This window comes from Enterobacter sp. Crenshaw (assembly GCF_024734705.1).
GTDB classification, from domain to species: domain Bacteria; phylum Pseudomonadota; class Gammaproteobacteria; order Enterobacterales; family Enterobacteriaceae; genus Enterobacter; species Enterobacter asburiae_B.
On record NZ_CP102932.1, the window covers coordinates 3,690,709 to 3,713,806 of the forward strand.

Genomic DNA, 23,098 nt, shown 5'->3' on the forward strand with positions numbered 1-23,098 from the left:
ATAAATCGGCCTGCGTCTTATGTTGTCTGATTTGAGTTAAGTGGTGTTTAAAACATTTATTGAATAAATGTTTGGTGTAACAAATTATTATATTTATTACATTTTGAATTACGTTCATCACTCAGCAAGGCCCCGATAAAAAACATAAAATTCAATGAGTTAAAATTTAAATTTTAGTATAGTGAATTTTTACCCTTGCGATAATGTCCAATATCTCCACCTGATTTCCTTTCCTTAAAATAAGCTTAAGACGCCATTGATTTCGGCGTTTTATTATTTAAATGCCGTTTACTTTTGCACGCCTACAATCCGCCTCATCAATCATAATGAGACGGTATTAATGAAGATGTTATTGATTACAGGCGTGACCGGATTTCTGGGCGGTGCAGTTCTTGAAAAAATCCTGACCAGCGATCAACCCGCAAAACTTCTTTTGCTTGCGCGCGCCAGCGATCCGCAGAGCGGGCTGGAGCGCGTGCAGGAGAACATGCGCAAGTTCAACGTTCCTGAGGACAAACTGGCCTCTCTGGGCGTGGATAATATCCTGATTGGCGACCTCAGCCAGCCGGATGTCTTCCTGAACGATCCCCGTCTGGATCGGGTCACGCACGTGGTTAACTGTGCGGCCGTGGCCTCATTTGGTAATAACCCGCTGATCTGGAAGGTCAACGTTGAAGGTACGCTCGCGCTGGCGCGCCGTATGGAGCAGGTCACGGGCCTGCAGCGTTTCCTCCACGTCGGCACCGCAATGTCATGCACGCCGGAGCAAGATTCACTGGTCGCCGAAAGCGCTGAATTCAGAGAGAATGCTGAACACCTGGTGGAATACACGTTTTCGAAGTCAACCATCGAACAGCTGATGCGCCAGGAGTGCCCTAACCTGCCGCTGCTCATCGCCCGTCCGTCCATCGTCGTCGGCCATACCCGTCACGGCTGCACGCCGTCGAGCAGCATTTTCTGGGTCTTTAGCATGGGCCTGATGCTGCAGAAGTTTATGTGCTCAATGGAAGACCGGATTGACGTTGTTCCGGTGGATTATTGCGCCGACGCGATGTTAATGCTGCTCAACAGCAACGCTCGTCCGGGAGAAGTGGTGCACATTTCTGCGGGAGAAGAGAACAGCGTTCGCTTTGCGGATATCGATCAGGCAATGGCGCAGGCGCTGGAGAAAGCCCCCGTCGGGGATAAATATGCGCAGGTCAGCTACGAAACGCTGGTCAGAATGCGCCGCGAGCTGAAACATATTTTTGGGCCGTGCAACGAACGTCTGATGCTGAAAGCCATGCGTTTATACGGTGCATTTGCCACGCTTAACGTGCGCTTCAGCAACGATAAGCTGCTGAGCATGGGGATGCCGAAGCCGCCCCGGTTTACGGATTATATCGCCCGCTGCGTGCAAACCACCCAGGGGCTGACCATTCCGGAGCAAATGGCGGTCGATTTTAAATAGCCAAAAAAAATGCCAGTCATTCGACTGGCATTTTCATTTTAAGGCTTAAGCAATTATGCCTGGCCTTTGATCTCTTTCAGACCGTTGTATGGTGCTTTTTCGCCCAGCGCTTCTTCGATACGAATCAGCTGGTTGTATTTAGCAACACGGTCAGAACGGCTCATAGAACCGGTTTTGATCTGGCCTGCAGCGGTACCTACAGCCAGGTCGGCAATGGTAGCGTCTTCAGTTTCGCCAGAACGGTGAGAGATAACAGCGGTGTAGCCAGCGTCTTTCGCCATTTTGATCGCAGCCAGAGTTTCGGTCAGAGAACCGATCTGGTTGAATTTGATCAGGATGGAGTTAACGATGCCTTTCTCGATGCCTTCTTTCAGGATCTTGGTGTTGGTTACGAACAGGTCGTCACCAACCAGCTGGATTTTGTCGCCCAGTACTTTAGTCTGGTATGCGAAGCCAGCCCAGTCAGACTCGTCCAGACCGTCTTCGATAGACACGATTGGGTACTGTTTGGTCAGGTCTTCCAGGAAGTGAGTGAACTCTTCGGAGGTGAACGCTTTGTTGCCTTCGCCAGCCAGAACGTATTTACCGTCTTTGTAGAATTCAGATGCTGCACAGTCCATCGCCAGGGTGATGTCTTTGCCCAGCTCGTAGCCAGCAGCTTTAACTGCTTCTGCGATAACGGCCAGTGCTTCTGCGTTAGAACCCAGGTTTGGCGCATAGCCACCTTCGTCACCAACAGCAGTGTTCATACCTTTAGCTTTCAGAACTTTAGCCAGGTTGTGGAACACTTCAGAACCCATACGTACCGCTTCTTTCAGGGATTTCGCGCCAACTGGCTGAATCATGAATTCCTGAATATCAACGTTGTTGTCTGCGTGCTCACCACCGTTGATGATGTTCATCATTGGTACAGGCATGGAGTATTTGCCTGGGGTGCCGTTCAGTTCAGCGATGTGCTCGAACAGTGGCATACCTTTCGCAGCAGCAGCCGCTTTGGCGTTCGCCAGAGAAACTGCCAGGATTGCGTTCGCACCGAAGTTAGATTTGTTTTCAGTACCGTCCAGATCGATCATGATCTTGTCGATGCCAGCCTGGTCTTTGGCGTCTTTGCCAAGGATTGCCTGAGCAATCGGACCGTTTACAGCGCCAACCGCTTTCAGTACGCCTTTGCCCAGGAAGCGGGATTTGTCGCCATCGCGCAGTTCCAGCGCTTCGCGAGAACCAGTAGAAGCACCTGATGGAGCAGCAGCCATACCAACGAAACCACCTTCCAGGTGAACTTCGGCTTCAACGGTCGGGTTACCACGGGAGTCGATGATTTCACGACCGATGACTTTAACGATTTTGGACATTAGATTTTCCTCAGTACAAGTTAAACTAAAACTCCAGACAAACAACGCGTACCAAAGGTACGCGTTGCCGTTCTAACTTTTTTTACTTCGCCTGACGCTTCTGGTAGTCGCTGGCGGCCTTCACGAAGCCTGCAAACAGCGGATGCCCGTCACGTGGCGTTGAAGTAAATTCCGGGTGGAACTGGCAGGCGACAAACCACGGATGGTTTGGCACTTCAATGATCTCGACTAACTGATCATCCCCGGAGCGGCCCGCAACACGCAGGCCCGCGGCTTCAATAGGTTTCAACAACATGTTATTGACTTCATAGCGGTGACGATGGCGCTCGGTGATGACCGGCTCGCCGTACAGCTTGCGAACCACGCTATCGTCAGACAGCTGGCAGGCCTGTGCGCCAAGACGCATGGTGCCACCCAGATCGCTCTTCTCGGTACGGACTTCGACGTTACCTTCTTCGTCACGCCATTCAGTGATAAGCGCCACAACAGGGTACTTACAGTCTGGCACAAATTCCGTAGAGTTCGCGTTTTCCATTCCCGCTACGTTGCGCGCAAATTCGATCAGCGCAACCTGCATACCCAGACAGATGCCGAGGTATGGAATATTGTTTTCACGCGCATAGCGCGCGGTGGCGATCTTGCCTTCTACACCACGGTAGCCGAAGCCGCCAGGAATGAGGATAGCATCCAGATCTTTCAGGATTTCAACGCCACGCGTTTCAACATCCTGCGAATCAATCAGCTTGATGTTCACGGAAACACGGTTCTTCAGACCACCGTGTTTCAGCGCTTCGATCACTGACTTATAGGCATCCGGCAGTTCAATGTACTTGCCGACCATACCGATAGTCACTTCCCCTGCCGGGTTGGCTTCTTCATAAATAACCTGTTCCCATTCAGACAGGTTCGCTTCCGGACAGTTCAAGCTGAATCGTTTACAAATATAATCGTCCAGGCCCTGAGATTTCAACAGGCCCGGGATTTTATAAATGGAATCGACATCTTTCATTGAAATAACGGCTTTTTCAGGCACGTTACAGAACAATGCAATTTTCGCACGTTCGTTCGCCGGAACCGCACGATCGGAGCGGCAAACCAGGATATCTGGCTGAATACCAATGGAGAGCAGCTCTTTCACAGAGTGCTGAGTCGGCTTGGTTTTCACTTCACCTGCGGCGGCCATGTACGGCACCAGAGTCAGGTGCATGAACAGCGCGTGCTCACGGCCGATATCTACCGCCAGCTGACGAATCGCTTCCAGGAATGGCAGGGATTCGATATCACCCACGGTACCGCCGATTTCAACCAGCACCACGTCGTGGCCTTCGCCACCCGCAACAATGCGTTCTTTGATTGCGTTAGTGATGTGCGGGATAACCTGAACGGTTGCACCCAGATAGTCACCACGGCGCTCTTTACGCAGAACGTCGGAGTAGATGCGGCCAGTCGTGAAGTTATTACGACGGGTCATTTTGGTGCGGATGAAACGCTCGTAGTGGCCAAGATCCAGATCGGTTTCAGCGCCGTCTTCAGTAACGAACACTTCCCCGTGTTGGATTGGGCTCATGGTGCCCGGATCGACGTTGATGTACGGATCCAGTTTCATCATGGTCACATTGAGGCCACGGGCTTCAAGAATGGCTGCGAGGGAGGCTGCGGCAATGCCTTTACCCAGAGAGGATACGACCCCGCCGGTCACAAAAATATAGTTCGTTGTCATGCTGAACCTGAGAAGTTAGGGTGAAACGATGGAATAACCAGGACGGGAAAGTAGTATACCCGAACACGGCGAGCGCCACAAACTTTCATTCTCCGTCTCCATTCCAGGCCATGACAAACATAAGGAGTGAGAAAATAGCCCCTTTTGGGTAAATGTTTTTGACGCAAATCAAGCGCTTGTCATTTAAAAAATCACACAGATTGCGCTTGATCGCAAAATCTCGTTAGAGATCAGATTCCTGGCGCTTTACTTCCTGCCAGACTTCTTCCATCGCTTCGAGGTCAATTCCGCTCATTTCCAGGCCTCGCGAGGCGACAATCCGCTCAACTTCGCGAAAGCGTCGTTCGAATTTTATATTGGCTTTTTGCAGGGCGGTTTCCGCTTTTACACCCAGATGGCGAGAAAGGTTGACGGTTGCAAACAGCAGGTCGCCCATCTCTTCCTCAAGCTTTGCTTCATCCACCACCGCCTGCTGCGCTTCGTGCATGACTTCGTCAATCTCTTCGTGCACTTTATCCAGCACCGGGCCGAGGGAGGTCCAGTCAAAACCGACGGCGGAGCAGCGTTTCTGGATTTTATGCGCGCGCATCAGCGCGGGCAGGCTCAGCGGAATATCATCCAGCGCCGAGTGCTGGGATTTTTCCGCTCGCTCGGCGCTTTTGATCTGCTCCCAGCGGGCCAGCACCTCAGCGCTGTTCCCTGCGGTGGCATCGCCGAAGATATGGGGATGACGGCGCTCAAGCTTGTCGCTGATGGCAGCGCAGATATCGTCAAAGTTAAAGCGCCCCTCTTCCTGCGCCATTTGCGCATAGAACACCACCTGGAACAGCAGGTCGCCCAACTCGCCGCGCAGGTCGTCAAAATCTTCGCGGGAAATGGCGTCCAGCACCTCGTAGGTTTCTTCGAGGGTATAAGGCGCAATGGTGGCGAAAGTCTGCTCTTTGTCCCACGGGCAGCCGTTTTCAGGATCGCGCAGGCGTTTCATGATGCCGAGCAGGCGGTCGATTTGAGTCATAGTGTTTTCCATTAAAAAAGCAAGCCGGGTGGCGGCAAAGCCTTACCCGGCCTACAGAAGAGTGTGTTTAACCGCCGTGCAGACGACGCGCGTCAATCACATCCGGCACCTGGTTCAGTTTGCCAAGCACGCGGCCCAGCACCTGCAGGTTGTAGATTTCGATGGTCATATCGATGGTGGCAAGCTGCTCGCGGGTATCGCTGCGGCTGGCGACGCCCAGCACGTTGACCTTCTCGTTGGCGAGAATGGTCGTGATGTCGCGCAGCAGGCCGCTGCGGTCGTTGGCAGTGACGCGCACCACCAGCGAGTAGCCGGCAGAATAGCTCTCACCCCAGACTGCTTCCACGATGCGCTCCGGCGCATGCGACTGCAGCTCGGCAAGCTGGTCACAGTCGGAACGGTGAATCGAAATCCCGCGTCCCTGAGTGATAAAGCCGACGATATCGTCGCCCGGAATAGGCTGACAGCAGCGGGCAATGTGATGCATCAGGTTACCTACGCCTTCAACCACCACGCGGCCGTTGTCTTTGCTGCGCTGCTGCGGCGCATAGGTTTTCTGCTGCAGCTGCTTCAGCGCCGCCGCGTCCTGCTCTGCCGCGCTTGGCTTATTGAACTGCGCCTGCAGGAAGTTCACCATCTGATTCAGACGGATATCACCGCCGCCAATCGCCGCTAGCAGCTCGTCAAGCTCGTTGAAGTTGTAGCGCGGCAGCAGGAATTTCTCCGCCTCTTTCAGGCTTATCCCGATATGCTCCAGCTCGTCGTCAAGGATCTGGCGGCCGGCAAGGATGTTCTTGTCACGATCCTGTTTACGGAACCAGGCGTGAATTTTCGAGCGCCCGCGGCTGGTGGTGACGTAGCCCAGGTTCGGGTTAAGCCAGTCACGGCTCGGGTTGGGCTGCTTCTGGGTAATGATTTCAATCTGGTCCCCCATCTGCAGTTGATAGGTGAACGGTACGATACGTCCGCCAATTTTCGCCCCGATGCAGCGGTGCCCCACATCGCTGTGGATGTGGTAGGCAAAATCGAGCGGCGTAGAGCCCGCAGGCAGGTCGACAACGTCCCCTTTTGGGGTAAAGACGTACACCCGATCGTCAAAGACCTGGCTGCGCACTTCGTCGAGCATCTCGCCGGAGTCGGCCATCTCTTCCTGCCACGCAATCAGCTTGCGCAGCCAGGCAATGCGGTCTTCGTGGCCAGAACGCGCTCCGCCGGACGTGCCTTCTTTGTATTTCCAGTGCGCGGCCACGCCCAGCTCGGCGTCCTCGTGCATCTGTTTGGTGCGGATCTGAATCTCGACCGTTTTGCCGCCAGGGCCAAGCACAACGGTATGGATAGACTGATAGCCGTTCGGTTTGGGGTTGGCGACATAGTCATCGAACTCATCGGGCAGATGACGGAAGTGAGTGTGTACTATCCCCAGCGCGGCGTAGCAGTCCTGCAGACGCTCCGCCACGATACGCACGGCGCGCACGTCAAACAGCTCGTCAAACGCGAGGTGTTTCTTCTGCATTTTGCGCCAGATGCTGTAGATATGCTTAGGCCGGCCGTAGACTTCGGCGCGCACGTTCTCTTCTTTCATCGCCTGGCGCAGCCCGCCGACAAATTCCTCGATATAGTGCTCGCGGTCGATACGGCGCTCATGAAGGAGTTTGGCAATACGTTTATATTCCGCCGGGTGCAGATAGCGGAAGCAGTAATCTTCCAGCTCCCATTTCAACTGACCAATCCCTAAGCGGTTCGCCAGCGGCGCGTAGATATTTGTACACTCTTTGGCCGCCAGCACGCGCTCGTCTTCCGGCGCATCCTTCACTTCACGCAGGTGGGCAATACGCTCGGCAAGCTTGATGACCACGCAGCGGAAATCATCCACCATGGCCAGCAGCATCCGGCGAACGTTATCGACCTGCTCAGAGGAGACGGAATCGGTGTGCGCGGCCTTCAGCTGGCGAATGGCTGCCATATCGCGCACGCCGTGGATCAGCGCGACGACGGATTTCCCGACGCTGTCGCGCAGCACGTCTTCGCTGACCACGTCCGCATCCGCGAGGGGGAAGAGAAGCGCGGCCTGCAGCGTTTCAATATCCATGTTCAGCATGGACAGGATTTCCACCATCTCCACGCCGCGCCACAGGAGAAGATCGGCGTCGGGATGCCCCTGCGTGGTGCGCAGACAATAGGCCCAGGTTTCGGTTAAGCGTTCACACGACTGCTGGCTGGAAATTCCCAGACTTGCGATCCATTTTTGTGGGTCAAATTCCCCAGCTTTATTGAGATGTGCACTTCTTACCGCAACCATTGTCCTCTCCTTTAGGGACCTGGGCCTGTCGAAGTCGACAAGCCAAACAAATTAGATGTGCTCGAACAACACCATCGATTCCAGATGACCAGTGTGCGGGAACATGTCCAGCATTGCCAGACGCTGAATCTGGTAACCCGCGCGGATTAATGCCTCACTGTCCCGGGCAAGCGTTGCCGGGTTACAGGAAACATAGACCACACGCTTTGGCGCGAGTTTAATAATATGTGCCATCACACCCTGGGCACCGGCACGCGCCGGGTCGAGCAAAATTTTATCAAAGCCCTGTTTTGCCCACGGCTGTTGGGTGACATCTTCCTCAAGATTTTGATGAAAGAATGTCACATTTTGCAAGCCGTTCTGCTGCGCGTTCTCCTGCCCTTTAGCCACCAGCGCCTCAACGCCTTCCACGCCGACGACGCTGGCCGCTTTTTGCGCCAGCGGCAGCGTGAAGTTGCCCATTCCGCAGAACAGATCGAGCACCCGATCGCTTTTCTGAACATCCAGCCACGTCAGCGCTTTCTCAACCATCAGTTGGTTAACGCCGTCATTCACCTGAATGAAATCCCGCGGGCTGAACGTTAAGCGTAGCCCGTTTGACGCATACCAGGGCGCCTCACCGGTAACCTGCTCAAGTATCTCGCTTTGTGGTGCAAGGAAAAGCGCCAGGTCGTGGGAATGCGAAAAGCGTTCCAGTTTTTCGCGATCTTTTTTCGACAGCGGCGCGGTATGGCGCAGCACCATCAGCGGTCCATTGTTGGCCATGACCAGTTCGACATGTCCGAGGTGGCGAACGCCGTCCAGCCCGGAGAGACAGGTGCGCACTTCCGGAAGCAATGCTTCAAGATGGGGCACCAAAATGGGGCACTGCTGCACATCGACGATGTCACTGGAACCGGCCTTGCGAAACCCCATATCCAGCCGCGCCGTTTTTGGCTGATAGCTGAGGCTCAGGCGCGCGCGTCGCCGATAGCCCCAGGGCGCATCGGCGAGAATTTCGTTAACGTCATGTTTAAGCTGACGCGCCAGCGCGCGGCTTTTGCTTTTTTGCTGTAATTCTGTGCTCGCATGCTGTTGCTGGCAGCCTCCGCAAACGCCAAAATGTGGGCAGCGGGGCTTCACGCGATCCGGGCTATCGTTGAGGCGACGCTTAACCTGTCCGCGCGCGAACTGGCGTTTATCTTCCGTCAGCGTAATTTCTGCTCGTTCTGTCGGCAGTAAACCTGTTATAAACAGAGCCTTACCGTTGTGACGTGCCACTCCCTGACCAAACGGATCGAGGTCCGTGGCTTCAACAGTAATGATTTGACGCGTCGTCACGCGTCGCTTTGCAGAGTAGAATTGCGCCATCGCCGAGATTTTTCTCACATAAACATAATTATCTTAATTGTCCCATAACGGAACGCCATGACCAACTACAGCCTGCGCGCGCGCATGATGATTTTGATCCTCGCCCCCACCGTTCTCATCGGTTTGCTGCTGAGTATCTTCTTTGTGGTGCACCGCTATAACGATTTGCAGCGACAGCTTGAAGATGCAGGCGCCAGCATTATCGAACCGCTTGCCGTTTCCAGCGAGTACGGCATGAACCTGCAAAACCGCGAATCCATTGGCCAGTTAATCAGCGTGCTCCACCGCCGTCACTCGGACATCGTACGCGCCATTTCCGTTTACGACGAACATAACCGCCTGTTTGTCACCTCGAATTTTCATCTCGATCCGGCAGCCCTGAAGATCCCGGACGGTACACCATTCCCGCGCCACCTCACCGTCTTGCGGCGCGGCGATATCATGATCCTGCGCACGCCGATCGTGTCGGAAAGCTATTCCCCCGATGAGTCAGCGCAATCCGACGCCAAATCCAGCAACAATATGCTGGGATATGTGGCGCTGGAGCTGGATCTCAAGTCGGTCCGGCTACAGCAGTACAAAGAAATTTTCATCTCGGGCGTGATGATGCTGTTCTGCATTGGCATTGCGCTGATCTTCGGCTGGCGCCTGATGCGCGACGTGACGGGCCCCATCCGCAACATGGTTAATACGGTTGACCGCATCCGCCGGGGACAGCTCGACAGCCGGGTGGAAGGGTTTATGCTGGGCGAGCTGGACATGCTGAAGAACGGCATCAACTCAATGGCCATGTCGCTCGCGGCGTATCACGAAGAGATGCAGCACAACGTTGACCAGGCGACGTCCGACCTGCGCGAAACGCTGGAGCAGATGGAGATCCAGAACGTTGAGCTGGATCTGGCGAAAAAGCGCGCCCAGGAAGCGGCACGTATTAAGTCGGAATTCCTGGCCAATATGTCGCACGAGCTGCGTACGCCGCTCAATGGCGTGATCGGCTTTACCCGCCTGACGCTGAAAAGCGAGCTCAACCCGACTCAGCGCGATCACCTGCACACCATTGAACGCTCGGCCAACAACCTGCTGGCGATCATCAACGACGTGCTGGACTTCTCCAAGCTGGAAGCGGGCAAGCTGATCCTGGAAAGCATTCCGTTCCCGCTGCGCAGTACGCTCGATGAGGTGGTGACGCTGCTCGCGCACTCGTCGCACGACAAGGGCCTTGAGCTGACGCTCAACATTAAAAACGACGTGCCGGATAACGTCATTGGCGATCCGCTGCGCCTGCAGCAGGTCATTACCAACCTTGTCGGGAATGCGATTAAATTCACCGAAAGCGGTAACATCGACATTCTGGTAGAAAAACGCTCCATCAGCAGCAATAAGGTGCAGATTGAAGTCCAGATCCGCGATACCGGCATCGGTATTCCTGAGCGGGATCAGTCGCGTCTGTTCCAGGCGTTCCGTCAGGCGGACGCCAGTATCTCCCGCCGTCATGGCGGTACCGGCCTGGGGCTGGTGATCACGCAGCGCCTGGTGAACGAGATGGGCGGCGATATCTCTTTCCACAGCCAGCCGAATCGCGGTTCAACCTTCTGGTTCCACATTAATCTGGACCTCAACCCGAACGTGCTAACCGATGGCCCGGTGACGGACTGCCTGAAAGGCAAGCGTCTGGCCTACGTCGAACCTAACGCGGCGGCAGCGCAGTGCGCGCTCGATATTTTAAGCACCACGCCGCTGGAGGTGGTTTACAGCCCAACCTTCTCAGCGCTTGCCGTTGAGCATTACGATATTCTGCTGATGGGGATCCCGGTCACCTTCACCGGCGAACTGACCATGCAGCAGGAGCGGCTGGCGAAAGCCGCGTCAATGACCGACTATCTGCTGCTGGCGCTACCCTGCCACGCCCAGATTAATGCGGAGGAGTTGAAAAACGACGGAGCCGCCGCGTGTCTGCTGAAGCCGCTCACCTCGACCCGCCTCCTGCCCGCGCTCACGGAGTATTGCCGTCTTAGCCAGCATGCTCTCCCTCTGATTGACGACGAGCAAAAATTGCCGATGAGCGTGATGGCGGTGGATGATAATCAGGCCAACCTGAAGCTGATTGGCGCATTGCTTGAGGACCAGGTTCAGCACGTTGAGCTGTGCACCAGCGGCGCGCAGGCGGTTGAACAGGCGAAGCAGATGCAGTTCGATTTAATCCTGATGGATATTCAGATGCCGGGCATGGATGGCATTCGGGCCTGCGAGCTGATCCACCAGCTGCCGCACCAGCAGCAAACCCCGGTCATTGCGGTCACCGCGCACGCGATGGCCGGTCAGAAAGAGAAGCTGCTGAGCGCCGGAATGAATGACTATCTGGCGAAGCCCATCGATGAAGAGAAACTTCATAACCTGCTGTTACGCTATAAGCCGGGTCACATTGGCGGGACGTACACGGTTTCCAGCGAGCCGGTTGAAATCAGCGTTAACCAGAACGCCACCTTTGACTGGCAGCTCGCGCTGCGCCAGGCGGCTGGTAAACCCGATTTAGCCCGCGAAATGCTGCAAATGCTGGTCGCGTTTCTGCCGGAAATTCGCAATAAGGTGGAAGAGCAGCTGGTGGGTGAAAACCCGGAAGATCTGCTGGAAGCGATCCACAAGCTGCACGGCAGCTGCGGGTACAGCGGCGTGCCGCGGCTGAAAAACCTCTGCCAGCTGCTGGAGCAGCAGCTGCGTGCCGGCACGCCGGAATCGGAGCTTGAACCGGAGTTCCTGGAGCTGCTGGATGAGATGGATAACGTAACGCGGGAAGCGACGAAGTTGCTGGGAAGCTGAGATAAAAGCCCGGTGGCGCTACGCTTACCGGGCCTATGATTGCGGGTGCGGCCTGATGCCCTCACCCCGCCCCTCTCCCACAGGGAGAGGGAGAACTACATTCCCTGCCCCACTTTCAGCACCGCCGCGATATTCCTGGCGGCCATCCTGACGTTCTCGCTGGCATTTTCCAGCGCATCCTCCAGCGAGCAGATGGTGTAGATCACGCTAAACACCGCATCAATGCCGTGATCGTGTACCACGCCAACGTCCGACGTCAGGCTGCCTGCAATGCCGATGACGGGTTTGTTAAAGCGTTTCGCCACTTTCGCCACGCCCACCGGGACTTTGCCATGGATCGTCTGGCTGTCGATGCGGCCTTCTCCCGTGATCACCAGATCCGCATCGGCCACATGGTCGGCCAAGTGTAGCGCATCGGTCACGATCTCAATGCCCTGGCGCAGCTGCGCGCCGCAAAAGGCGTACAGCGCGGCCCCCATGCCACCCGCCGCGCCGCCGCCAGCCAGGTTTAGCACATCGATATCCAGATCCCGGGCAATGACTCTCGCATACTGCGCCAGCGCGTTGTCCAGGGTGACGATCATCTCGGGAGTGGCCCCCTTTTGCGGACCAAATACGGCTGATGCGCCATCCTTTCCGGTGAGCGGATTCGTCACATCACAGGCGACCTCAATCCGGCACTCCGCCAGACGTCTGTCCAGCCCGCTCAGGTCGATACGCGCGAGTTTTCCCAGCTCGCCCCCGCCCTGCCCAAGGGGCTGCCCGCTGTCGTCCAGCAGCTTTGCCCCCAGCGCCTGCACCATCCCTGCCCCGCCGTCATTGGTGGCGCTGCCGCCAATGCCGATGATGATATGCTTAACGCCTGCGTCCAGCGCGTGACGAATAAGTTCGCCCGTGCCCCACGAGGTGGTTTTCAGGGGATTACGCTGCGAAGGAACGACCAGCTCCAGGCCGCTTGCCGCCGCCATTTCAATAAAGGCACTATGCTCGTCACCGGATAAGCCATAAAATCCTTCCACGCGCTCACCCAGCGGGCCGGTCACCGGAACATGCACAATGCGTCCCTGCGTTGCCGCGATCATCGCCTCAACCGTCCCTTCGCCACCGTCCGCGACCGGCAGTTTGACGTAAACCGCCTCGGGGAAGATCTCGCGAAAACCACGTTCTATCGCTGTCGCAACCTCAAGCGCACTCAAACTTTCCTTATACGAGTCCGGTGCGATAACAATTTTCATAAGCCATCCTTACGCATAGTCGTTACGTTAAGCATACACCACGTAAAAGACCGCTTGTGGGAGCGGTCCCAATGCGTTTATCGTACCATGCACGGGCGTTTATTGTCGAATGTCCAGTCGGGGATCAGGTACTGCATCGCCATGGCGTCGTCACGGGCGCCCAGACCGTGTTTTTGATACAGCTCATGGGCTTTCATGACCTGGTCCATATCCAGCTCAACCCCCAACCCCGGCGTGGAAGGCACCTGCACCATGCCACCTTTGATCTCAAACGGCTGCTTAGTCAGACGCTGATTACCCTCCTGCCAGATCCAGTGCGTGTCGATAGCGGTAATCGTGCCCGGCGCGGCGGCGGCAACGTGCGTGAACATCGCCAGCGACACGTCGAAGTGGTTATTAGAGTGCGAGCCCCAGGTCAGGCCAAACTCGTGGCACATTTGCGCCACGCGCACCGACCCCTGCATCGTCCAGAAGTGCGGGTCCGCCAGCGGAATATCGACGGACTGCAATGACAGGGTGTGTCCCATCTGACGCCAGTCGGTGGCAATCATATTGGTCGCGGTCGGCAGCCCCGTGGCGCGACGGAACTCCGCCATAACTTCACGGCCCGAGAAGCCCTGTTCAGCCCCACACGGATCTTCCGCATACGCCAGCACGCCTTTCAGCTGCTTGCCAATTTTGATCGCTTCATCTAGCGACCACGCGCCGTTCGGATCCAGCGTCACGCGGGCCTGCGGGAAACGTTTTGCCAGCGCGGTAACGGCTTCCGCCTCTTCCTCACCGGCCAGCACGCCGCCCTTCAGTTTGAAATCATTAAAGCCATATTTTTCGTACGCGGCTTCCGCCAGGCGCACCACCGCATCCGGGGTCATCGCCTCGTCGTGGCGAAGTCGGTACCAGTCGCATTGTTCATCCGGCTGGCTCTGATAAGGCAATGGCGTCAGCCTGCGGTCGCCGACAAAGAACAGATAGCCCAGCATTTCCACTTCGCTGCGCTGCTGCCCCTCGCCCAACAGCGACGCAACGTTAACGCCCAGATGCTGACCCAGCAGATCCAGCAACGCGGATTCAATCCCGGTCACCACGTGAATGGTGGTGCGCAGGTCGAAAGTCTGCAGGCCACGCCCTCCGGCATCGCGATCGGCAAAGGTATTGCGCACGGTGTTGAGGACATTTTTATACTCACCCAGCGTTTTGCCCACCACCAGCGGAATGGCATCTTCAAGCGTCTGGCGGATCTTCTCCCCGCCCGGAATTTCGCCCACGCCCGTATGCCCGGAATTGTCTTTGATAATGACAATATTGCGGGTAAAGAATGGCGCATGCGCGCCGCTCAGGTTCATCAGCATGCTGTCATGGCCAGCAACCGGAACGATCTGCATGGCGGTGACGACAGGGGTAGAAAAAGTACTCATCGTGTAATCCTTTTATCAGTGACGTCCAAAAACAGGGCGCTTACGGTCAAATGTCCAGCCGGGGATCAGGTACTGCATCGGGCCCGCGTCGTTACGCGCGCCGCCCGGTAGCTTTTTATACGCCTCATGGGCTTTATGGATCTGATCCCAGTCAATCTCCACGCCCAGGCCCGGCGCATCCGGTACGGCAATCTTGCCGTTGATGATTTCCAGCGGATTTTTCGTCAGGCGGGCTTCCCCTTCCTGCCAAATCCAGTGGGTATCGATGGCGGTCGGGTTACCCGGCGCCGCCGCGCCAACGTGGGTAAACATCGCCAGCGAAATATCAAAGTGGTTGTTAGAGTGACAGCCCCAGGTCAGCCCCCAGTCATCGCACAGCTGCGCCACGCGCACTGCGCCTGAAAGCGTCCAGAAGTGAGGGTCCGCCAGCGGTATGTCGACGGCGTTCAGCATCACCGCATGACCCATTTCACGCCAGTTGGTGGCGATCATATTGGTCGCGACAGGCAGCCCGGTGGCGCGGCGAAACTCGGCCATGACTTCACGGCCCGAGAAGCCCTGCTCCGCACCGCAGGGATCTTCCGCATAGGTCAGGACATCCCCCAGCCCTTTGCACAGGCTAATCGCTTCCTCCAGCAGCCAGGCGCCGTTGGGATCGACGGTGATCCGCGCATCAGCAAAGCGTTTTTTCAGCGCCCGGGCCGTATCAATCTCCTGCTCGCCGGGCAGCACGCCGCCCTTCAGCTTGAAATCCTTAAAGCCGTAGCGATCCTGCGCAGCCTCGGCCAGCCGCACCACCGCGTCGCTGGAGAGCGCTTCCTGATGGCGCAGGCGATACCAGTCGTGATCGCCCGTGGATCGAGCCAGATAGGGGAGATCGGTCTTATTGCGATCGCCAACGTAGAACAGATAGCCCAGCACGGTAACCGCATCACGCTGTTTGCCGGGCCCCAGCAGCTCGCAAACCGGAACATTGAGCGCCTTACCCAGTAAATCGAGCAGGGCGGCCTCCAGCGCGGCGACCGCGTTGACGCGCAGTTCAAACGTCCAGGCACCTTTACCGAACGTATCAAAGTCTGCCGACTGATTGCCCTTATGCACCCGCTGAACCACCTTGTTCAGACGGGCGACCTCCTGGCCCACCACCTGCGGAATGGCATCGACCAGCGTCTGGTAAATCACCTCTCCGCCCGGGGCCTCGCCCACGCCGGTATTCCCTGCGCTGTCTTTCAGCACGACGATATTACGGGTAAACCAGGCGTTATGTGCCCCGCCGATATTGAGCAGCATGCTGTCCTGCCCGGCCACCGGAATAACCTTCATCTCCGTAACGGTTGGGCTCGATTGCGTTGTCATCATCCACGCTCCGCAACAGGTTTAAGTTCGACGCGTTTGATATCCCCTACCAGCACCAGGTAACTCAGCACCGCCACCAGCGCATGCACACCCACGTAGATTAGCGCACCGTTGAAAGAGCCGGTGGTGCCGACGATGTAGCCGATAGCGATCGGCGTAACAATCCCGGAGATATTGCCGAACATGTTGAACAGGCCGCCGCTCAGGCCGCTGATCTCTTTCGGTGCCGTATCCGCCATCACCGCCCAGCCCAGCGCGCCAATGCCTTTGCCGAAGAAGGCCATCGCCATAAAGCCGATAATCATCCATTCGGCGTTGACGTAGTTACAGAACACCATGGTCATGGAGAGCAGCATGCCGAGCACAATCGGGGTTTTACGCGCAATGTTCAGCGAGCCGGTGCGGCGCATCAGCCAGTCGGAAATCACTCCGCCGAGCACGCCGCCGACGAAGCCGCAAATTGCCGGGACCGACGCGACAAATCCCGCTTTCAGAATCGACATGCCGCGTGCCTGCACCAGGTATACCGGGAACCAGGTGATGAAGAAGTAGGTTAAGGCGTTAATACAGTACTGGCCCAGATAGATACCGATCATCATGCGCGAGCCGACGAGCTGCTTGATCTGCGCCCATTTCTGGCTGAACGGGACTTTTGCTTTTGCGGATTTCTGATCCATATTGATCAGCGCGCCGCCTTCCGCGATGTACTCCAGCTCTTTTTTGTTCACGCCAGGATGCTGATTGGGTTCGTGGATCACTTTCAGCCAGACGAAGCTGATAACGATCCCAAGCCCGCCCATGAAGAAGAAGACGTGCGACCAGCCCACCTCATGCGTCAGCCAGCCCATGATTGGCGCGAAGATCACCGTCGCGAAGTACTGTGCGGAGTTGAAAATCGCCACCGCCGTTCCCCTCTCCTGCGCCGGGAACCAGGCCGCCACAATTCGGCTGTTCCCCGGGAAGGAAGGTGCTTCCGCTAAGCCTACCAGGAAGCGCAGCGTGAAGAGCGCCACGATAATGCCGAAGCCGCTGAAGATATCGACGAAACCCTGCAACAGGGTAAACATCGACCAGATAAAGATGGACCAGAAATAGACGCGTTTAGATCCAAAACGGTCCAGCAGCCAGCCGCCAGGAATTTGCCCGATGACGTAGGCCCATGAGAATGCGGAGAAAACGTAACCCATGCCCACCGGATCAAGGCCGATATCTTTTGCCATTTCCGAACCGGCAATCGACAGCGTGGCGCGGTCACCATAGTTAAAGGATGTGACGATAAACAGCATCACCACTATCCAGTAGCGGGCATTAGTGCGCTTTTCAGCGCTGCTCGCTGCGTGGCTTAATGTACTCATTGTTGCACTCCTGAAACATAGCTTTCGCCTGGTTCATTCTGTACAGCACCGGTAGGGTAATCAGAATGAGATTGGTGTTTTGTCGTTTTGGTACGGCCTGACGCCGTTTTATAGTGACCGGAAAAGTATATGAAGGAGTGCCTCATCACCTCACCGTGCAGAAACACAGTATTAAAGGGTGTATGAGAGGTTGTTTATGGCATAAGCCCAGGGGAATGGAAGGTGGTTCACGGATTTGGCGTTTGGAGCGGGGTGTATCGCCGGGTGGCGGCTATGCCTTACCCGGCCTGGATAACTATTTAAGGAGAGTTGCCCAGTGCTCGACCCATGGGTTCGATTCGCTTTCGGGTTCAGGATGCTCCCCGGCATCAATCAGCAGCATCTCGCCGACGCGCTGAGCGCTCTGCTCCTGCAGGAGCGCATCGAACTGCTTGCCGCCGCCGCAGAAGTTGGCGTAAGAGCTGTCGCCCAGGGCAATGATGCCGTAGTGCACGTCTGGCTGATAGCCAAGCTGGTCTTTAATGCCCTGAAACAGCGGCACGATGCTGTCAGGCAGATCGCCCTGCCCGGTGGTGGAGGTCACCACCAGAATGTATTTATCTTTATACTTTTCCCAGTCTGCCAGTTCCGGGTCTTCATAGACCGTGGCTTTATGGCCCTGGCTGGCGAGTATTGCCTCAGCCTCTTCCGCTACCAGCAGCGAGTTGCCGTACATTGTGCCGACAAAAATGCCTACTTCAGCCATGATATTTTCCCATAATGAATGCGTTTACCGTTCATCCTGAACGTTGCCCGATACAAACTCAACCCTTTCATTTTCGGGGAGTTGTCCCAGCCAGCCAAACTGTGACAGCGCCTGCATCCAGACGTCGTCCAGCCCCGCACGGATGGTCAGCGGCTCGCCGGTAAACGGGTGCGTCAGGCTCAGCTCGCTGGCGTGCAGCATCAGACGATGGCAGCCAAAGTGTTCGGCCGCACTGCGGTTCTGGCGCAAATCACCGTGTTTGCTGTCGCCAATAATCGGGTGGCGCAGGTGCGCAAGATGGCGTCGCAGCTGGTGCTTACGCCCGGTTTTAGGCAAAAGCTCAACCAGGCTGTAGCGTGTGGTCGGGAATTTGCTGGTTGCAACCGGCATTTCGGTCGTCGCCATGCCGCGATAATCCGTTACTGCGGGCTGCGGACCTTTGTCATCGCGGGCAAATTTATCGGCGATTTTGTCCAGCTCCTCCACCAGCGGATAGTCCAGCGTGGCGGCTTCCGTCAGCCAGCCGCGCACGATCGCGTGGTAGCGCTTTTGCATCTGATGCTGTTCAAACTGCTGTGACAGCAGACGCCCCGCCTCGCTGGAAAGCCCCATCAGCAGCACGCCGGAGGTCGGCCTGTCGAGACGATGGGCGGTAAAAACATGCTGACCAATCTGGTCGCGAACGGTCTGCATCACCACCACTTTCTCATCGCGATCGAGCCAGCTGCGGTGTACCAGCCAGCCTGACGGTTTATTCACCGCCACCAGCCACTCGTCCTGATAGAGGATCTCAAGCGTCATGCATCTTCACCGGCAAACAGGGCATCCAGTTTTTCCAGTTCGACCAGCATCACGTCGCGCGCCGGGTGTGTCGCCTCGAGCGCCATTTCATAGTAGGGAGAGACAGCAAACGCCTGCGGAAGCGGGTGATCGCCCTCAAGCAGGGCGTGCATGCGCGGAATTAACACCCACTGCAGCCATTCAAACGGGGCCAGCGTATCCAGGCAGAAGGGCTGAGTGCTCGCGAACGCTTCTGGCTGCGGCGCGGTCTCCTGCCACAGCTGATGTTGGCGCAAAAGGGCTTCGATGGCGTGCAACTGAGCACGAACGCTATCGTGTTGCGTCATAGTAACCTCAACTGAAAAAGTGAACGGCGCGCAGCATAGCATTGCGGAAGGCAGAAATAAAAAAAGGGAGCACTGTAAAAACAGTGCTCCCGGTTCGTTTCGCAGCATTCCAGCTACAATTCGTGCTCCCTGCTCATCCGTGACAACTTTTCCTGACGCCCGAAGGCCTGGTCATCCGTAAGCCGATGCATCCTGCACACATCTTCCTGACGTGTTTGTCTCATCCTGAAACGTCCTGGCCTTCCTGACCCACCGACCATCCTGACCGGCTCTCGTTCTCCTTCCTGGAGGTGTCCCTTACGCATCCTGCGTTATCCACTTCGCTTCATCCTGAAGCCTTCCTGAAGCGCCATCCTGACGAGTCCTGTGTAAGAAACGCCATCATCCTGATGTTCGTTTCTCGTGTCGGCGTCCTGTCGACAGAAATAGAATCCGCTATTCCGCTTCGTCTTACAACCCACCCTTTCTGGGTTGTAAGCCGTAAGAAATCCCTAAAAACAATACGATGAACAAGTAATTCGTTGAAAAATAGAGTGATATTAATCTGAATTAAATGAGGTAATACTGAATCTTCAGCGATCTCTCACAAACGTTGTAAGAGATCTCTCACACGCGCTATAGCATCAAGGATTACAGAAGTGGCTCAAGTCGGGTAAGGAAATCCGCAAGAGAGGGGGCGAGAGTCTCGCGATTGCGGGTGCCGATAGTCTCTTTAACCACTTCACCTGACAGGTTACAGACGGAGATAACGTCCAGTTCGCTGTCCAGCGTGGCAATAAAGAGCGTCGGAGAAAGCTTCAGGCGTTTTTGCGTGACCAGGTGACCAATCAGGTTTTCCTGAACACGCTGCAGATCGTCTTCGCTCCAGGTCTGCAACAGCGTCAGCGTGATATCAGCAAAGCGCGCAGGCATATCCCCTGCGAACTGCGTGGTATAAAACGCATGAACTGCTGGTTGTACCACAATGTCCATTGCCCGCTCAACCGCATTTACATTTTGCTCGCCGTCGAAAGGTTTTGGCTGCCAGATAACGTAATCGTCGACTGAAGAGATAATGCACGGCGAAGGTACGCCATACAAATCAGCACTTTGCGGCCATGTCTGGTCCTTTTCATGCCATGCGTCGCAATAGCGGGTCGTGAAGCTAGTGAGGGCATTTGCAGTTTCGATGTCCACCGATTTCTCTCTTCTTGTCAGACAGGATAAACTCAGGCCATAAGTGTACCTGTAAAGTGGCTATGAAACATGTCTTACGAAAATCATCAGGCGTTAACCGGCTTAACGCTGGGGAAATCGACCGATTACCGCGATACCTACGATGCAAGCCTGCTGCAGGGCGTGCCGCGCAGCCTGAACCGCGATCCTCTGGGCCTGCATGCAGACGCATTGCCGTTTGTCGGCGGTGACATCTGGACGCTGTACGAACTCTCGTGGCTTAACGCGCGCGGTCTGCCGCAGGTGGCGGTGGGCCACGTTGAGCTGGATTACGCCAGCGTTAATCTCGTGGAATCCAAAAGCTTTAAGCTCTATCTCAACAGTTTTAACCAGACAAAATTCAACAGCTGGGACGACGTTCAGCACACCCTGGAACGTGATTTAAGCGCCTGCGCGCAGGGAAAGGTGAGCGTTTCACTGTATCGCCTGCACGAGCTGGAAGGGCAGCCGGTCGCCCATTTTAACGGGACCTGCATCGACGATCAGGATATCGAGGTGGAGAATTATGAATTCAGCGCCGATTACCTCGAAAACGCGGCGAGCGGAAAGGTGGTCGAAGAGACGCTGGTCAGCCACCTGCTGAAATCCAACTGCCTGATCACCCACCAGCCGGACTGGGGTTCGGTGCAGATCCAGTACCGCGGCCCGAAAATTGACCGGGAAAAGTTGCTGCGCTACCTGGTGTCGTTCCGCCATCACAACGAATTCCACGAGCAGTGCGTGGAGCGTATCTTTAGCGATATTCAGCGTTTCTGCCAGCCAGAAAAACTGAGCGTTTACGCGCGCTACACCCGCCGTGGCGGTCTGGACATCAACCCGTGGCGCACCAACACCGATTTTGTGCCAGCAACGGGGCGGCTGGTGCGTCAGTAATATAAATATTTTCACAATATGCGCGGTATCTTCCGCGCTTTAGGTTGTGAAACGTCACGCGCCAGGGCTATTGTAATCAACAGGGAAAGACGATAATCGTCCCGTAAGGAGCTCACTTGATTACACATATTAGCCCGCTTGGCTCAATGGATATGTTGTCGCAGCTGGAAGTGGACATGCTTAAGCGCACGGCCAGCAGCGATCTTTATCAACTGTTTCGTAACTGTTCACTTGCCGTACTGAACTCCGGAAGCCTGACAGATAACAGTAAAGAACTGCTGTCCCGCTTCGAAAGCTTTGATATCAACGTGCTGCGCCGCGAGCGTGGCGTGAAGCTTGAAGTCATCAACCCGCCGGAAGAGGCCTTTGTCGACGGCCGTATCATTCGTTCACTTCAGGCTAACCTGTTTGCCGTGCTGCGTGACATCCTGTTTGTTAACGGGCAGATCCACAACGCAGGCCGTTTCCAGCATCTCGACCTGGAAAGCTCGGTCCATATCACCAACCTGGTGTTCTCCATTTTGCGTAACGCCCGTGCCCTGCACGTTGGCGAAGCGCCGAACATGGTCGTCTGCTGGGGCGGCCACTCCATTAACGAAACCGAATACCTTTATGCGCGTCGGGTGGGCACACAGCTTGGCCTGCGCGAGCTGAATATCTGTACCGGCTGCGGTCCGGGTGCGATGGAAGCGCCAATGAAAGGTGCCGCAGTGGGACACGCGCAACAGCGTTACAAAGAGGGACGGTTTATCGGCATGACCGAGCCGTCGATCATTGCCGCTGAGCCGCCTAACCCGCTGGTTAACGAGCTGATTATCATGCCGGATATCGAGAAACGTCTTGAGGCGTTTGTCCGTATCGCCCACGGCATTATCATCTTCCCGGGCGGCGTGGGGACAGCGGAAGAGCTGCTCTATCTGCTGGGTATTCTGATGAACCCGGCCAACAAAGATCAGGTTCTGCCGCTGATCCTGACCGGTCCAAAAGAGAGCGCCGACTACTTCCGCGTGCTGGACGAGTTTATCGTGCACACGCTGGGCGAATCCGCGCGTCGTCACTATCGCATCATCATTGACGATGCCGCAGAAGTGGCGCGCCAGATGAAAAAAGCGATGCCGCTGGTAAAAGAAAACCGTCGCGATACCGGCGATGCGTACAGCTTTAACTGGTCAATCCGTATTGCGCCGGACCTGCAGATCCCGTTCGAGCCAACGCACGAAAATATGGCGAACCTGAAACTCTACCCGGACCAGCCGGTGGAAGTCCTGGCTGCCGATCTGCGTCGTGCCTTCTCCGGGATTGTGGCGGGCAACGTGAAAGAGATGGGCATCCGCGCCATTGAACAGTACGGTCCGTACAAGATCCACGGCGACCCGGAGATGATGCGCCGCATGGACGACATGCTGCAGGGCTTTGTCGCTCAGCACCGCATGAAGCTGCCGGGCTCAGCCTATATTCCTTGCTACGAAATCTGCACATAACGCTCAACAGCATCTCATCAAAGCCGGGTCGCCCTGTTGCGCGTCCCGGCTTTTTTTATTACCGAGGTAATTCATACGCATCACTTATGTCTTTTACAAACTATGCGCAAACGCAAACGATTACCTTGTTTTTTCAACCGTAAATTATCAGCCTTAATCCAAATTACCTGCCAGAAAATACTAAAAACCCATTTCTTTACAGCTAAAGACACCTATATCACGGGCCAGTCTTTCAGCTCACATGTCGTTGGTGGTAGCCTTCGCGCCCGTAAATTCTCTTTGACGTTTTTTTA

Annotated in this window: 17 protein-coding genes; 4 read left to right on the top strand and 13 right to left on the bottom strand. The window is 55.9% G+C overall.

Features of this window, described 5'->3' with window-relative positions; translation table 11 throughout:
- The first annotated feature begins 340 nt into the window (after positions 1 to 340).
- Entirely contained in the window at positions 341 to 1,450 is a 1,110-nt protein-coding gene (locus NWV12_RS17560; protein ID WP_048979250.1) for an SDR family oxidoreductase, read from the top strand.
- 53 nt (positions 1,451 to 1,503) lie between these two features.
- Here the strand turns inward: NWV12_RS17560 and eno are convergent, their stop codons facing one another.
- The 5 genes from eno to rlmD form a co-directional block, all read right to left on the bottom strand.
- Positions 1,504 to 2,802: a phosphopyruvate hydratase gene (gene eno, locus NWV12_RS17565; protein ID WP_023309012.1), complete on the bottom strand. Its 1,299-nt coding sequence runs from the start codon at positions 2,800 to 2,802 to the stop codon at positions 1,504 to 1,506.
- Between the two features lie 82 nt (positions 2,803 to 2,884).
- Positions 2,885 to 4,522, bottom strand: coding sequence for a glutamine hydrolyzing CTP synthase (gene pyrG, locus NWV12_RS17570; protein WP_023309013.1), 1,638 nt, complete (start codon positions 4,520 to 4,522; stop codon positions 2,885 to 2,887).
- A gap of 223 nt (positions 4,523 to 4,745) precedes the next feature.
- On the bottom strand, positions 4,746 to 5,537 hold the full coding sequence (mazG, locus tag NWV12_RS17575; RefSeq protein ID WP_032660259.1) for a nucleoside triphosphate pyrophosphohydrolase: 792 nt from the start codon (positions 5,535 to 5,537) through the stop codon (positions 4,746 to 4,748).
- Positions 5,538 to 5,604: 67 nt separating this feature from the next.
- On the bottom strand, positions 5,605 to 7,836 hold the full coding sequence (gene relA / locus NWV12_RS17580) for a GTP diphosphokinase (RefSeq protein WP_023309015.1): 2,232 nt from the start codon (positions 7,834 to 7,836) through the stop codon (positions 5,605 to 5,607).
- Positions 7,837 to 7,887: 51 nt separating this feature from the next.
- Positions 7,888 to 9,186, bottom strand: a complete 1,299-nt coding sequence (gene rlmD, locus NWV12_RS17585) for a 23S rRNA (uracil(1939)-C(5))-methyltransferase RlmD (RefSeq protein WP_048979249.1) — start codon at positions 9,184 to 9,186, stop codon at positions 7,888 to 7,890.
- Between the two features lie 57 nt (positions 9,187 to 9,243).
- Here rlmD and barA point away from each other — a divergent pair, with 57 nt between their 5' ends.
- On the top strand, positions 9,244 to 12,003 hold the full coding sequence (gene barA / locus NWV12_RS17590; protein ID WP_033146423.1) for a two-component sensor histidine kinase BarA: 2,760 nt from the start codon (positions 9,244 to 9,246) through the stop codon (positions 12,001 to 12,003).
- A gap of 95 nt (positions 12,004 to 12,098) precedes the next feature.
- Here the strand turns inward: barA and NWV12_RS17595 are convergent, their stop codons facing one another.
- From NWV12_RS17595 to syd, 8 genes are all read right to left on the bottom strand, one after another.
- Complete coding sequence (locus NWV12_RS17595) at positions 12,099 to 13,238, bottom strand: glycerate kinase (RefSeq protein WP_048979248.1); 1,140 nt, start codon at positions 13,236 to 13,238, stop codon at positions 12,099 to 12,101.
- A 77-nt stretch (positions 13,239 to 13,315) separates the two neighbouring features.
- Positions 13,316 to 14,653 carry a glucarate dehydratase gene (gudD, locus tag NWV12_RS17600; protein WP_048979247.1) on the bottom strand — a complete coding sequence of 446 codons (1,338 nt, stop codon included), beginning with the start codon at positions 14,651 to 14,653 and terminating at the stop codon, positions 13,316 to 13,318.
- A 15-nt stretch (positions 14,654 to 14,668) separates the two neighbouring features.
- Complete coding sequence (locus NWV12_RS17605; protein WP_048979291.1) at positions 14,669 to 16,009, bottom strand: enolase C-terminal domain-like protein; 1,341 nt, start codon at positions 16,007 to 16,009, stop codon at positions 14,669 to 14,671.
- Positions 16,009 to 17,364, bottom strand: coding sequence for a galactarate/glucarate/glycerate transporter GudP (gene gudP / locus NWV12_RS17610; RefSeq protein ID WP_023309021.1), 1,356 nt, complete (start codon positions 17,362 to 17,364; stop codon positions 16,009 to 16,011). The genes NWV12_RS17605 and gudP overlap by 1 nt, the downstream gene beginning before the upstream one ends.
- Positions 17,365 to 17,659: 295 nt before the next feature.
- Positions 17,660 to 18,109, bottom strand: a complete 450-nt coding sequence (locus tag NWV12_RS17615) for a flavodoxin (RefSeq protein ID WP_029741558.1) — start codon at positions 18,107 to 18,109, stop codon at positions 17,660 to 17,662.
- Between the two features lie 24 nt (positions 18,110 to 18,133).
- Positions 18,134 to 18,910 (bottom strand): tRNA pseudouridine(65) synthase TruC, encoded by a 777-nt coding sequence (truC, locus tag NWV12_RS17620; RefSeq protein ID WP_023309023.1) that lies wholly within the window; start codon positions 18,908 to 18,910, stop codon positions 18,134 to 18,136.
- A complete protein-coding gene (locus NWV12_RS17625; RefSeq protein WP_047060002.1) occupies positions 18,907 to 19,236 on the bottom strand; it encodes a YqcC family protein in 330 nt (109 codons plus the stop codon). The genes truC and NWV12_RS17625 overlap by 4 nt, the downstream gene beginning before the upstream one ends.
- A 630-nt stretch (positions 19,237 to 19,866) precedes the next feature.
- Complete coding sequence (syd, locus tag NWV12_RS17630; RefSeq protein WP_045888075.1) at positions 19,867 to 20,412, bottom strand: SecY-interacting protein; 546 nt, start codon at positions 20,410 to 20,412, stop codon at positions 19,867 to 19,869.
- Between the two features lie 69 nt (positions 20,413 to 20,481).
- Here syd and queF point away from each other — a divergent pair, with 69 nt between their 5' ends.
- Positions 20,482 to 21,324, top strand: a complete 843-nt coding sequence (queF, locus tag NWV12_RS17635; protein ID WP_021241894.1) for an NADPH-dependent 7-cyano-7-deazaguanine reductase QueF — start codon at positions 20,482 to 20,484, stop codon at positions 21,322 to 21,324.
- A gap of 116 nt (positions 21,325 to 21,440) precedes the next feature.
- Positions 21,441 to 22,805, top strand: a complete 1,365-nt coding sequence (gene ppnN / locus NWV12_RS17640) for a nucleotide 5'-monophosphate nucleosidase PpnN (RefSeq protein ID WP_047060004.1) — start codon at positions 21,441 to 21,443, stop codon at positions 22,803 to 22,805.
- Positions 22,806 to 23,098: the final 293 nt, after the last annotated feature.